The organism is Marinobacter antarcticus (assembly GCF_900142385.1).
Classification (GTDB): Bacteria; Pseudomonadota; Gammaproteobacteria; order Pseudomonadales; family Oleiphilaceae; genus Marinobacter; species Marinobacter antarcticus.
This window is the reverse complement of record NZ_FRAQ01000004.1, coordinates 141,099-155,133: the sequence shown is the minus strand read 5'-3', so window position 1 is coordinate 155,133 and position 14,035 is coordinate 141,099. Positions and strand designations below refer to the sequence as shown.

General features: G+C 54.1%; 9 protein-coding genes. 4 read left to right on the top strand and 5 right to left on the bottom strand.

Annotated elements, in window-relative coordinates; translation table 11 throughout:
* Position 1 precedes the first annotated feature (1 nt).
* Complete coding sequence (locus BUA49_RS16030; RefSeq protein ID WP_072799410.1) at positions 2 to 1,516, bottom strand: fumarate hydratase; 1,515 nt, start codon at positions 1,514 to 1,516, stop codon at positions 2 to 4.
* A gap of 184 nt (positions 1,517 to 1,700) precedes the next feature.
* Between BUA49_RS16030 and BUA49_RS16025 the strand changes: the two genes are divergently transcribed.
* Positions 1,701 to 2,474 (top strand): enoyl-CoA hydratase, encoded by a 774-nt coding sequence (locus BUA49_RS16025; protein ID WP_072799408.1) that lies wholly within the window; start codon positions 1,701 to 1,703, stop codon positions 2,472 to 2,474.
* Between the two features lie 289 nt (positions 2,475 to 2,763).
* The gene (locus BUA49_RS16020; RefSeq protein WP_072799406.1) at positions 2,764 to 5,655 is read left to right on the top strand and encodes a hypothetical protein; all 2,892 of its coding nucleotides are present in this window, start codon (positions 2,764 to 2,766) and stop codon (positions 5,653 to 5,655) included.
* Between the two features lie 108 nt (positions 5,656 to 5,763).
* Here BUA49_RS16020 and BUA49_RS16015 read toward each other — a convergent pair whose 3' ends face one another.
* Positions 5,764 to 8,427, bottom strand: coding sequence for a penicillin acylase family protein (locus BUA49_RS16015; protein WP_072799405.1), 2,664 nt, complete (start codon positions 8,425 to 8,427; stop codon positions 5,764 to 5,766).
* 111 nt (positions 8,428 to 8,538) lie between these two features.
* Positions 8,539 to 9,657 (bottom strand): CaiB/BaiF CoA transferase family protein, encoded by a 1,119-nt coding sequence (locus BUA49_RS16010; protein ID WP_072799403.1) that lies wholly within the window; start codon positions 9,655 to 9,657, stop codon positions 8,539 to 8,541.
* A gap of 187 nt (positions 9,658 to 9,844) precedes the next feature.
* Between BUA49_RS16010 and BUA49_RS16005 the strand changes: the two genes are divergently transcribed.
* The gene (locus tag BUA49_RS16005) at positions 9,845 to 10,864 is read left to right on the top strand and encodes an AraC family transcriptional regulator (RefSeq protein ID WP_072799402.1); all 1,020 of its coding nucleotides are present in this window, start codon (positions 9,845 to 9,847) and stop codon (positions 10,862 to 10,864) included.
* Positions 10,865 to 10,866: 2 nt separating this feature from the next.
* Here the strand turns inward: BUA49_RS16005 and BUA49_RS16000 are convergent, their stop codons facing one another.
* Together BUA49_RS16000 and rmuC are read right to left on the bottom strand one after the other, a co-directional pair.
* Positions 10,867 to 11,745, bottom strand: a complete 879-nt coding sequence (locus BUA49_RS16000; protein WP_072799400.1) for a hypothetical protein — start codon at positions 11,743 to 11,745, stop codon at positions 10,867 to 10,869.
* Positions 11,746 to 11,750: 5 nt separating this feature from the next.
* Entirely contained in the window at positions 11,751 to 13,058 is a 1,308-nt protein-coding gene (gene rmuC / locus BUA49_RS15995; protein WP_084063614.1) for a DNA recombination protein RmuC, read from the bottom strand.
* Positions 13,059 to 13,432: 374 nt separating this feature from the next.
* Here rmuC and BUA49_RS15990 point away from each other — a divergent pair, with 374 nt between their 5' ends.
* Positions 13,433 to 13,807, top strand: a complete 375-nt coding sequence (locus BUA49_RS15990) for a hypothetical protein (protein WP_072799397.1) — start codon at positions 13,433 to 13,435, stop codon at positions 13,805 to 13,807.
* Positions 13,808 to 14,035: the final 228 nt, after the last annotated feature.

The window sequence follows — 14,035 nt, the reverse complement described above, 5'->3', positions numbered from 1 at the left end:
CTCAGACCGCCTTGGCAGCAATGATTTTCTCATGCCACTCAGCGGGGCCAGTCTGGTGCACGGACGAACCACGGGAATCCACCGCGACCGTTACCGGCATGTCTTCCACATCAAACTCGTAAATGGCTTCCATACCCAGTTCCGGGAAGGCCACCACCTCAGCGTGCTTGATGGCCTTTGACACCAGGTACGCAGCGCCGCCCACCGCCATCAGATACACCGCACCAAATTCACGAATAGCGTCAATCCCCGCCTGACCGCGCTCGGCTTTGCCGATCATGCCGGTGAGGCCGGTTTTCTCCAGCATGGTGTGGGTAAACTTGTCCATGCGAGTTGCGGTGGTAGGGCCTGCGGGGCCAACCACTTCCTCGCGCACAGGATCAACCGGGCCTACGTAATAGATGAAGCGGCCTTTCAGATCCACCGGCAGCTCTTCGCCGTTATTGATCATATCGACCATCTTCTTGTGCGCTGCGTCGCGGCCGGTCAGCATCTTGCCGGACAACAGAACGGTTTCACCTGGCTGCCAGTCTTTTACATCTTCCGGCGTAACCGTATTCAGGTTTACCCGGCGCACGTTCTCACCCACTTCCCAGGTGATTTCCGGCCAGTCGTCCAGGCTCGGCGGCGTTTGCAGAGACGGGCCAGTGCCATCCAGCGTGAAGTGCGCGTGGCGGGTAGCGGCACAGTTCGGAATAATGGCGACAGGTTTATTCGCGGCATGAGTCGGATAGTCTTTGACCTTCACATCGAGAACCGTCGTAAGACCACCCAGACCCTGGGCACCGATACCAAGATCATTCACCTTGTCGAAAAGCTCAAGGCGCAGCTCCTCGGCACGATTGGACGCACCGCGCTCCTGAAGGTCGTGGATATCAATCGGATCCAGCAGCGATTCTTTCGCCATTTCCATGGCCTTCTCGGCAGTCCCGCCGATACCAATACCCAGCATGCCAGGCGGACACCAGCCAGCACCCATCTGCGGAATCATTTTCAGCACCCAGTCCACCACAGAATCGGACGGATTCAGCATGGCAAATTTGGATTTGGCTTCAGAACCGCCACCTTTGGCTGCCACGTGCACTTCAACCGTGTCTCCCGGCACTATCTTGTAGTGGATAATCGCCGGCGTGTTGTCTCCGGTGTTCTGACGCTTACCATCCGGATCCGCCAGAATCGACGCACGCAGCACGTTGTCCGGGTGGGTATAGGCGCGACGTACGCCTTCATTGATCACATCGTCCAGAGACATCTCGCAATCCCACTGAACGTTCATGCCAACGTTTACAAATACCGTAACAATGCCAGTGTCCTGACACAGCGGCCGGTGGCCCTGAGCACACATACGCGAGTTGATCAGGATCTGCGCCATGGCATCTTTGGCCGCCTGCGACTCTTCCCGCTGGTAAGCCTCGTAAACACCCTGAATAAAATCTTTCGGGTGATAGTAAGAAATGAACTGCAGCGCGTCCGCTACGCTTTCAATCAGGTCATCCTGGCGAATTACGGTGGTCATAGGCGCCTCATCAGGTTGGTCTCGTTAGGAGAGTATCGTCAAAAAACAGGACGCAGAGTTTACCAGAAAATCGAAAGAGCGAGGACTCGACAGAAGGCGAAGCTTTTCTTAACAAACGCCGCAAAAAAGGTATCATCCTAATCAAATGATAAAAAGCACTTCAAAAAGCACGTCAGGAGATACCGTGACAGACTTTGTTCTTACCGAGATCAACAACCAGGTTCTGACGGTCCGCATTAACCGCCCGGAGCGCAAGAATGCACTCACCCACGCTATGTATACGGCGCTGGGAGATGCAATTGAACAGGCCGATGCAGATGCTGACATTCGCTGCGTACTGTTTACCGGCAGCGAAGAGTGCTTTACCGCCGGGAACGACCTGAGCGATTTTGCCAGTGGTTTACAGGGAGACTTCAAAGAAACGCCCGTGGGCCGTTTTCTGTTTCTTCTGGCCAGCGCCACCAAACCGGTCGTTGTCGCCGTAAACGGGCCCGCCGTGGGCATTGGCACCACCATGCTCCTGCACTGCGATATGGTCTTTGCCGGCACCAATACCCGCTTCCAGATGCCGTTTGCCAGCCTGGGCTTGTGCCCCGAAGGCGGCTCCAGCCTGCTGTTGCCCTCCTGGATTGGGCGAGTGCGAGCGGCCGAGCTTTTGATGCTGGGCGACACCTTCAGTGCAGACGACGCCCACCGCCTTGGGCTGATTAACCGCGTGTGCGATCCTGCCGGCACCGAAGCAGCCGCTCTCGAAGCCTGCCGGCGACTTGCCAACCAGCCACCAGCCGCCATCCGGGCTACAAAGAAGCTTCTGAGCCACCCTACTCATGAAGAGCTTGCCGCCACCATGCTGGCGGAAGGGGAACTGTTTGCAGAACGCCTGAAATCGCCGGAAGCGGCCGAAGCCTTCGGCGCCTTCATGCAAAAGCGCAAACCGGATTTCTCGAATTTCAAATAATCCTATCACCCGCCAAGGCTCGACAAACGGCCCCCGGCCAACTATTTTTCATGAAGGCCAAGTTCCCCTTGTGCGAGGAGGATTCAAATAGCAAGAATCACACTTTTGGCTGATCAACACTGGCTACAGTGGCGCTATAGTTATAGGCATAGAAATTGGCTTCAAGCGCTGGCTACAATTTCAGACAACCGTTTAAGCAGAACAGGCCACTGACATCGGGCTTACCGGATCAGACCGGCCCCGTTAGTTGCCTAACATAACGAAACAACAACAGGAAAAGGTTCCACCCATGTTCAAGAAAACTCTAATAAGTCTTGCCGTGGCGTCTTCCCTTGGGCTGACAGGCTGCTTTGATAGTGCCGAAACGGGGGCGAATGCTAATCCGGATTATATAATCAGCAATCCTGCCATTGATGGCAAAACCTGGCCCATTTTTAATCCGGTCACCAGTGAACTACCTCTTCCCAACGACCTTATATTCAAGTCCGATGATCCGGCTACAGCCATCATTGAAGCCGATGGAACCTTTAGTGTCGCCGACACCTCCCCACCCGTCACAACCGCTTTGAACAGCCTGAGCGGTGCCTCAACCGTCGCTCCGGCGGTAGTCCGACTGAATGGCCAGATTGACGTTGACTCGGTTGATTCTCGCCCGTTCATAATCGTAATGACCGAATCCGGGCCCGTACCGGCCCCGAATCCAAACCAAAACGTATTCCTGATCGAACTGGAGTACGCAAGTGGCGACCCAGTCCAGGGCCTCGGTATGGGTGAACCGCCGACAGTCCCGCTTGCAATAACTGCACAGGTTGCAGCGGGAGCTCTGCCACTGGATCTTGAAGGCCGGGACCAGGCCGCAGCAGGCGCTTACCTGGCGGGCCTGGCTCAGAATCCGACCTACACACATGAAGTTGTAGAACTCGACGGCACTTCGGCAATCCGGATTCACCCCACGGTTCCTCTTGATCCCAAGAAGCGTTATTTGGTTGTTGTAACCAAGGAAGTAACGGATATTAATGGCGACCCAATTATCGCCTCACCGACCTATAGCAACTTAACCGATGAAAACCAGCCTCTTGGCACTTCTTCGCTGGCTCCTGTCCGCACAATTATTAACAGCTTCTGGGAAACCGTCGCAGGCAGCTATTTCGGAGTAAACAACACAACCCGCCCGACACCGCTAACTGCTGAAGACATCGCATTGTCTTACAGCTTTACGACGTCTAACGATGAGGAAGTGCTGAAGTACATCGCTGACCCAACCACTTACTTCCGGGACACTGTTGCAGGCGCTGCCCGAGTGGCTGGTGTGAAACAAGCACTTGCCGATGGACTTTCAGACTTTTTAGACTTGCTGGAAGCAGCGAATACTGCGGAGGCAGCTTCAAACCCCGATGATACAGCGGCTGCCCTGAATGCAGGTCTCGGCGCGCTTCTTCCGAATCCAGGTGATCGGAGTAGCAGCGCGACTTTTGGTGCGCCACAAGACGTAACTCAAGTATCAGCCATTACAGATCAGTTTGTTGATTTTGGTGACGTCAATATCGTCCAGGGCACAATTGATCTGCCTTACTATCTGGGCGTACCAACAGGCCAAACGGAAGCTGAAGGTGCGGTAATCAATACAAGCGACTTCACCGCTGACTTGGTTGCAGCGTCTAACATCGGTGACCAGCTTGGCGTTCAACTGGCTCAATCAGACGCCACTGTCAGCGACGTCGTCAACTACCGTTTCCCCTTCCCGGGTGCGACAAGCAATGCGCTCTCTATCCCGGTTTTCATCCTATATCCGGCTTCTTACAATGGCTCCACACCTCTTGAAACGGTGATTTATCAGCACGGCATTACCACTGATCGCAGTGCTGCTCTGACTTTTGGCAGCGCTCTCGCAAAGAATGCCAACGTGGCTGTAGTCGCAATTGACCAGCCTCTGCATGGTGTTACACCCTTCAGCGTTGAAGACCAGCAAGCCTTGGCTGGCCAGCTGCTAACGGTTGGCCAGGCAGGCGGACTACCCGAGTCCTTGGCTTCCAACGAAACAAACATCAATGCGGTGATCGCTGGTCAGATTGCGATTGGCTTCGTTCTTGCGGCAGTTGAAGCTGATGCAGAAGCGCAGCCGATTGATGCTGCTACAGCGGCAGCGGTAGTGGCTGATGTGGCCACTGGAGGAACGATCAGCGACCTCCAGGGAATCTCCATTCCAGATGCCGCCCTCCTTGACCCGGCGATCCGTAGCCTGCGCTCGTTCGAAAATACCGTAGCGAATGCGGGAAGCACCGTTCCTGGGCTTGCCAAGACAGAGAACGAGCGTCACTTTGACTTTACGGCAGGCGCCGCCAACCAACCAGTGCCCATGACGGCCACTGCTGGTGAGTCCGGAAGCCTGTTCATCAATTTGACCAACTTCACCAACTCCCGTGACAAGAACCGTCAAGCGGTTCTCGACTTGCTGAACTTGCGTGAATCTCTCGGCGGCCTCGACTTCGATGGCACCGTCGGTGCTGACCTTGATGCAACGCAGGTTTACTTCACAGGCCACTCACTTGGAACCATCGTAGGAGCGCCGTTCGTTGCCGTCGCCAATAATTCGGCTGAGACTGCGGACGATATCATTGCAACCCAGTTGCTGACGCCTGGCGCAGGCATTGTTCGCTTGCTCGAAAACTCACCAGCATTCGCGCCGACTATTCTGGGTGGCCTACAAGCCGCTGCAGGACTCGAGCAGGGTGATGCCGACCTGGAAACATTCTTCAACATCTTCCAGGCCGCTCTGGATTCTGCCGATCCGATCAACTTTGCTGATGATCTGGCTACTTCCAAGGTGGTGCTCTCGCAAGTGAATGGCGATCAGGTAATTCCAAATGATCCACTGGCCAACCCGCTTGGTCAGGCGTTCGAGGCCTACCTGTCTGGCACCGAACCTTTCGCCAGGTTGCTGGGCGCGACGCCGGTAACGGGGGATGGCGTTCCTGTAGCGCTGGATAACGCGGCAATTACCCGTTATCTCGAAGGCACTCACAGCACACCAGTGCTGCCGCTGGGCGGCCCTCTGGACGAGAGAGTCTTTGCAGAGATGGTCTCCGAAACTGCCAGTTTGATCTCGGCGGTGGGCACCGCAGTGGTTCCCAACCCAGCCGGCCTGGACCCGGAAATCACGGAAATCATTCAGCAAGACTGATAAGCTAAGCAAGAGAAAAGGGACGGCATTTGCCGTCCCTTTTTCGTTTAACTAACACACTAAAACTTGAAAAAGCCCGGAAATATCTCCCAGGCTTATTTGTTACCATCAATTCGAAATGGTCATTTCCCCCTGCGGCAAAAGATTTGCTTCGACGTCCTCAGCCTTAAACAGGATTGGTCTGAAGCTCTTCTCTGAGTATCTCAAACTCTGGTCATTGAAGAAGGGAGACTCAAAGTCTGTCGATTGGGAATAGCTGATCAGCCCGTAAGCCTCAGGACCGTTATCGGTAAACTCCAGACCAAAGTGCCAACTTGTGCCACGCGCCATTCGCCAGCCTTCTCCACTGGTCGCGGACAGACCGCCTGTGTCGTCAATGGTACTGGGCGCAACGCGAGGAAAGCGCGTATCCTCGAGGAACAGATCGGATACGACTCCAATCGCATTGAACGTACCATCAATAGATCCGTCTCCACCATGCCAGGGAAAGGAAGCTCCGAGGTCTGTTGGTGTTCCGCCACTCAGACTGCCTCCCGCCAAACCCGGCAGAGCACCACCCGAGGGCTGGTAATACTGGACCGCACCCAGGTCTGCGTCATACGCGATATTCACCTGATCAAGCGCGTTGAGCCCCACCGCAAGCGCCTGAAGCATAATGTCATCTGCCGTTCCAGCATTGTTACTTGAAGGGGTGGATGGCGTTTCCACAGGATCTTCAGGATCAAAAGCAATCGTCAGGTCGGAACCAAAGCTTTTTCGATAGTTCGCAATGAAAACCCGGAAGACGTGAGCACCTACGCTGTCAACATTGTACAAACCATCCCAGGACTGCAGGACACCACATGCCTGATCCACCGACCGCGACCCGCCCCCCGGTATATTGACGGGCGTGGCTCCTATCGTAGTACATCTGTCACGAAGCTCCTGCAGGAACTGGTCGGCGTACCATGCGCGGTTATTGTAGATGACATTGATGAGGTCCAGAGCCCCGAACTTCCCATCTTGACCCGCAGGAAGCGGTGCGGTGGGTGAAACCGCACCCGATGACATTGGGTTCTGCAGCATTGAGATACCAAGACGAGTACGAGGACCCAAGGCCGACTCCTCGGGCCCGAACATCGGAGAATACCCAGTCAGGAATTGATCAGGATTGGTGGACCAGTAACTGTCGTTCGAATTCTGTACCCAATCGGTTCTCAACAGCTTCGGCTTATCTTCGTATGGAACCAGCCCATCACATTCACCCTCTACCCAATCATCGCGCGACGTATCACCATCCAGTAAGGTCAAACCGCCTTCAAAAAGCTGATTGTATGCCGGGCTTGCCTGACGCTTGAATTGAATGACAGCAAGCGTCGCATCGGAAAGATTCGGAACAGAGCTGCTGTCGATATAAAATGCATTGCCCTGATCGTCAGCATATGTCGAATTGGTCCAGAGAGTGGACCCACAGCTCCTGAAAACATCCTGGAATTCCGCAAGCGTAGAGGCCCGACTCATCTGCAGCCAGGTATCCAGAAGCCTCGTAGTACTGGCGTTAGCATCCCGATAGGTGTAGGCCGTACCGCTCGCTCCCCATGATGGCAGTCCACCGTCAGTTATAGCGTTGGCAGAAACCATGGGTCCGTACTCGGAGTAATAGAATGTCTTCTCCAGAACCACAGGGTTTGGCGAACCATCAAAAACCTCAATCTGGAAAGTCTCTGATGTAATCGGCTTTTCCTCGCCCTCTTTTACATAAACCAGATCGTCTCCATCCTTGAGCGTCAACTCGTAAAGAGTAAAGCGACGGCTCGTAGTAACTGTATGGGACCAACCAAGATTCTCGTTGAAGTTTATTAGAGGGACTGCGGTTCCCAGAAGGCCTGCTCCCATCGCATTAAGGTATCCAGGCACCGTCATCTGAACCTGATATAACCTGCGATGCCCCGTATACGGAAAGTGAGGATTTGCCAGCAGCGCGCCTTTACCATTTTCTGTCAGATCGCTACCAACACCCCAGGCATTACTTGCCAACCCCATATCCTGAAAGTCTTCAATCTCGCTGGCATTACTCCGCGCATTGAGAGCAACTTGCTTGAAAAAACCTTCTAGCTCACCGCCAGTAGCACTAATCACCGGCAAAGGGTTAGGCGACTCCCCTGGAGGCACCGCCACGAATAGTGCCCCTGTGGCAAATAGCGCGCCACTGGCGTACTGACCAACTATCCGATAGTGCGCCAAAAGGTCAATCGGCGATATCTCTTTCACCCAGGGCTGACTTCTGCACTCAGCAGGCAGATCTGCTGGATCTGTCTCGGCTACATACTTGTTGTATCCCGCCGCAAACCCCTCAATAAGCGCCCTCGATTCGTCGCTCAACGCGGGAAACTCGGTTTCAGCCCCACTCAGTATTTTCTGGGCCTTAAAGCTGAAGTCGTTAATAATATTAATATCATCTGGGCCAGGGCCAAAGTATTTGGCCCGCTCACTCCGTGCCTTGACGACGGCCTCCGCCAGCATGCAAACATTATCCTGTCCCTGCGCATAGCCATGCCCGAATGCCGCTGACTTCAGGTTGTCTGCTTTAATATGGGGCACACCCCCTTCCGTTCTCCGTATGGTTGCTTCCAGCTGGCCATCCGCCGGGAACAGATTTGTGTCGAGTTCAGACTGAGACGACTCTGATGATGAGCTACTGCCATCAAAACAGGCGGTCAGCAGAGTGCTACCCAATAGCACCAGCGTTATGCCACGCGCCATGCGCGCGGCCCGATTATTCCAGGTTTGCATAGTGTCACCCTTATAATTGTTGACTACGGGATTCGCCGTCACCGGCGACACTATTAAACCTAGCAGAAGGTCGAGAAAACTGAATTTATATTCAGGCTATTTCGCAACAAATCATACTTTCTGACCGCTCCCTCCCATCGGCTGTCCAATCTGTGTAGTTGCTGCAGGTGTCTTCTCAAACTTGATCGGAAACCCAATCTGCCTCTGCAGGGTGCCATCACCCCGGTCAACACCAATCACCATATCCCGTGCTTTTAACTGCGGGTGCTCAGCCGCTTCGGAAATTGTCAGCACCGGCTCCACGCAAGCATCTTCATCGGCAAAAATAGCCTGCCATTGCGCCAGCGTTTTTTGCTGTATCTTTTCACTGAGCGCGGCTTTGAAGGCTTTCTGATGTTCCGGCTTCTGGCTGAGCGCAAAGCTCTTCATATCGGCCAGTTCGAGTATGTCGCAGAGCCTTGCGGAGAACTGGGGCTCCAGGCTTCCTACAGATAGCCAGCGGCTATCCTGGGTCTGGTAGTAATCGTAGAAGAATCCACCATTCAGCAGGCTGGTTTCTGGCATCTGCTCCACGCCACCCGCCAGGCAAGCGGCGCCGGCCATGCCGTTGAGCGCAAAGGCGGCGTCGGTCATGCTGATATCGACAAACTGCCCTTCTCCGGTTTGCTGCCGGTGGATCACGGCCGCGAGTATTCCCATTACCGCATGGTGGGAGCCGCCCGCTACGTCGGCGATCTGGATACCCATGGGTGGTGGGCCACTCTCGGCACGGCCACAGTGGCTGCTGACGCCGGCAAGGGAGAGATAGTTAATGTCATGCCCTGCCCGATCTCTATAAGGGCCGGTCTGGCCGTACCCGGTAATGGCGCAATAGATAAGCCCGGGGTTGATCGCTTTCAGAGTGTCATAGCCAATGCCGAGCCGATCCATCACACCGGGGCGGAACTGTTCGATCACAATGTCGTAATCCTTGACCAGCTCCAGAATCTTTTCCTTACTGCCTTCTTTTTTCAGGTTAAGCGCCAGGGACTGCTTGCCCCGGTTCAGGAACCCATGAGCTGTGCTCACACCCGCATCGTGGGGCGGCATCACGCGAGTAAGGTCTACCCGGTCTGGCGCCTCAACTCTCAAAACTTCCGCGCCCATGTCTGCCAAAAGCATGGTGGCGTATGGCCCGGGCAACAGGGTGCTGAAATCCAGAATTTTCATCGAGGTCAAAGGACCCGCCATGGTGCTCTCCTTTTCTGTAATGTGTTGTTCTGATTGTTTTTGCGACTGGCTCCATGCTGCACGGTTTTGCCATTAAGGCCAACTGCCTGTTGCGCCATTACAATTAGCCGATTCTTACAGCCGCCTCGGTTGCATTGTGGCTTGGGGGTTTTATGATAGGTCTCGTTTTTATGAAATGGCGAGTTAGATGTCTGACCTGACAGTTTCACGGCACTTTGTGCAGGCTGCCCTGGCCGGCGCTGAACATCTGGGGTTTGATACCGGGGAAATGCTCCGGGAAGCGGGCATATCCCCCGATCTTCTGCGCATTGAGATGGCAAGGGTTAACAGCGACCAATTCAGCTTGCTGTTACAGATTGCCTGGAATCGCATGGATGATGAATTTATGGGCATGGGTCCACGGCGAGCGAGGGCAGGTACATTTGCCACTATGTGTGCTCTGGTTATTGACTGCCCCACGCTGGAGGCGGTTTACCGCCGCGCATACCAGTTTTCCCGTTTGTTTGATCCTATGGTCGCCATGAAACTGGAAACCGACGAACAGAAGGTGCGATTGGTTACTAACATTGAAGGCGAAATCCACGACCCGCATTATTTTCTGCGCGAGAGCATTCTGGTCATCTGGCACCGGCTTGGCTGTTGGCTGATAGGCCAGCCGGTGGAGCTTGAGAAAGCGGAATTCGACTACCCGAGGCCGACCCATGGCGATGAGTATCGCCACATTTTTCGTTGCCCCCTGGAGTTTGAGTCTGATTGCACGGCTCTGACGTTCGATAAACGCTTTCTGTCAGCACCGGTTATTCGGGATAAACCGGAAATGCTTCAGTTTCTGAAAACCTCGCCGGCAGATCTTTTGTCACGCCCGGATGAGAGCAATACCTTCACCGGTAAGATTCGAGCGCTCATTGGACGGGACTTTTCAAAACCTCTGCCCGACTTTGAATGGATTGCGACTGAACTGCATACCAGCCCGCAAACACTGCGCCGCAGACTGAAACAGGAAAACACGTCATTTCAGGAGATCAAAGATTTACTGCGCAGGGATATGGCGATTTACTACTTGGGCCGTCAGGAACTTTCAATTAATGACATAGCAGCGAAAGTCGGGTTTACAGAGCCCTCAACCTTTCACCGGGCCTTCAAGAAGTGGACAGGCGTTACCCCGGGCGCCTATCGAGAAGGCGAGCGGGGCAACCTCAAGGTTTAGCGTCAGGAGCCTGAAGGGGCCTGCAGGTCTCGGATCAGTTTGCCCAGAGTCTGCGCTATCTCTTCGACCTGGCTTCGGTTTGGCGAAAGCTGGAACAAGCGAGAGCCGTCTCTTGGATCGTATACCCAGCAAGTAGCCACCGCCGGTTCACAGCCCCACTCGACCTGGGGATTTACACCAAAAACCGGAATCTGCCCGGTTTTCCGTGTAACGCCGCCTGAGTTGTTGCGCTGGATTTCCTGAATGGAGATGGCGTCATCGGCAACGCTCAGCCGGTATTCAACATCCGCTGGCCGATCAAGACGCACTACCGACTGATCCTGTCGCCACCCGGCAACACCCAGTAAGCTGTTGATGTGTAAAACAAGTGCTTCACGGTCAGAGTCTGCCAGATACAGTTTGCGCAAAGACGCGGTTCGCTTGTCACCTGCGGGCTCAATCACAGCGATTCTGGTTTCGTCACCAACCGGTGCTGCCAGGGACTTCTCTTTTCTTGCCCGCTCAATGCCGGTGATGAGCTTCAGGGCATCCTGATAATGACTGCCTTCCGCACCCGCCTCGTTCACATAGGCCTCAAGCGCTGACTGGGCTTCATTGAAATGAGAAGACTGCAGCATCACCTTGCCACGGTAGTAGTGGTAATCGGCTGGCTTTTCCGCCTCCAGAAGCTGCAAGCGGTTAAGATATTCACTGGCCTCGCCCCAGCTTTCGGCGGCTACCGATTCTTCGATCGCCAACATCAGCCGGCGGGTTTCATGCTCTGGTGCCAGTGCAGCAACCTGCCCTGCTAACAGCGCAGAGCTGATAATCACAACTCTGGCCAGCTGCCGGCCTTTTAGTCTCAAGGCCGGTAAACGGCTATTCCCAAACCCTACTGCCATGATACTTACTCCTGCTCGTTATCTGCACCAACTGCCTGTTCTTCCGAATCCACCTCTGCCTGATCCGTAATGGCTTTCGGCAGCTCTTTTTTTACCCGCACTCCAAGCTCAACAAACCGGTTGGCCTGGGAAATCAGATTACCCCGCCCTCTGGTCAGTGTACTCATTGCTGAGTCGTACGTGACCTGTGCAGTATGAAGTTGTCCGCCAAGGCGCTCCATGGCTTCCACAAACACCCTGAGTTTGTCATAAACCGCGCTCGCGCGCTCTGCTATCAAGCGCGCGTTCTGGCTCTGGCGCTCATACCGCCAGATGTTTTCGATCGTCCGCAGAGTCGCCAGCAATGTTGTTGGTGTTACTACAATAATCTTTCGCTCAAAGGCTTCTGAGAAAAGGTTCTCGTCCTGCTGAAAAGCTGCTACAAATGCCGGCTCTATAGGCATAAAAAGAAAAACAAAATCAGGCGAGTGCAGACCTTCAAGTTGGCTGTAGTCTTTCTCACTCAGCGTGCGGATATGGTTGCGCACCGCTTCGACATGGCTTTTCAGGGCCTCTTCCCGGGCCTTGTCATCTTCCTCAATCACCCACTTCTGGTAAGCCAGCAGAGATACTTTGGAATCGATAACCAGGTTTCGATTATCAGGAAGATGAACCACCACATCGGGTCTCAACAGCTGGTTTTCGGCGCCTCTGTAACTGCCCTGGGTTTCATACTCAACGCCCTTGCGTAGCCCGGATTTCTCCAGAACCCGCTCAAGGATAAGTTCGCCCCAGTTGCCTTGAATCTTTTTATCGCCTTTCAGAGCCCGGGTCAGGTTTGCAGCTTCTTCGGTAATTTGCCGGTTAAGATCCTGCAGAGACTTTATCTCGCTGCGAAGGGCCTGCCGATCCCTGGTTTCTGAGGTATATACGTCTTCCACGCGCTTGCGGAAATCCTGCAACTGGTCCCGAAAGGGGTTGAGCAAGGTATCGAGGCTCGTGCGGGTCTGCTGGGTGAAATGCTCGCTTTTCTGCTCAAAAATCCGGTTGGCGAGATTTTCAAACTCCTGTTTCAGAGCATCCCGGTTGCGCTCCAACAGCGTCAGTTTCTCAGAAGCGGAACGCCGTTCTTCTCTCAGCATAACCTGGTGCTCTCGCAGCACCGCGCGGGCTTCGCTCAACTCAGTCGCAAGCTCATCAATCTTCGCTCGCTGGCTTTGGCGCTCGTCTACCAGCTCTTCGATTCGTCGACTGTGAGCTGCCACATCCGATTGCAGGCCTGCAGCCCGGCTTTCAGCCCTGGCCTTCGCCAGAAAAACGGCAACAATAACCATAGTTGCCAACAGCAGAGCCACAAATGCCGCCACTAATCCCGGCCGGGATACTATAAATTCGCTGACGGCTTCAGGCACAGACAAGACTCCTCTGGGTTTTCCGTATTTATCCGGATTAACGTGAGCTTACGCTCGCATTACATTCTATCGGAACATAACGGGCTTTTCTTTGACGCTCTTCGGCCGGAGCGCTCGCTTGGTCTGCATCGCGACTGCTTGGAAATTTGGTAATGCGCCTGAATACGCTTCTGGACGCGTGACGTAATATCCATTACCAGAGTGATAGTCGCCCGAGATTTATTGCATTACGCTTTTTTAACGGCGTTCGGGCACACTCACAGAGCCAAAACCAGAGCCAGAACGGACAAACGATCATGCTGAAAGAACTTTGGCGGAAGCTGGGCGCAGATTTTCTGCAGGCTGACTACTCAGGCAATGAGTGCAGAGAAAGCATGCCCGGGGTTTATGGCTCAGACGGGTTTCGCATCCTCCCTCACATCACCCATACCGGTGAGTTCCAGCTTGAACGGCTGATATCACTGCTTAAGAGCCGATATGGCATGAGTTCCGGGACAGCAGATACCGGCAATGACGATACTGTGCTTGATCTGATCACTTATGCTGCGCGAATTCAGGATCAGGACATCCAGCGGGAACTGTTGCTGTTCTATCTGAACTGTTCCCCGATAATCCAGGAATATCTGCGCTACGACGAAGTTCTTGGAACTGGCCCTTTTCTAACCCGTTAAACAGATACCTGCACGGATAACAAACGCGCACAACAAAGTCCCCTTAACCAACTGTAAAGCAAATACAAAGGTCAGTTGTTGTATACTCCCGCTCCGGATATTCTCCATCATAAACTTTCATACCGTCACATTTGCCTTATTCCGGGCGTGACCGGCTACCGGCTCAGGGGTTTTTCATGTGTTCTAAGCGATTGCGAGCTGGTCTATCGACATTCTCCGTTATTGTGC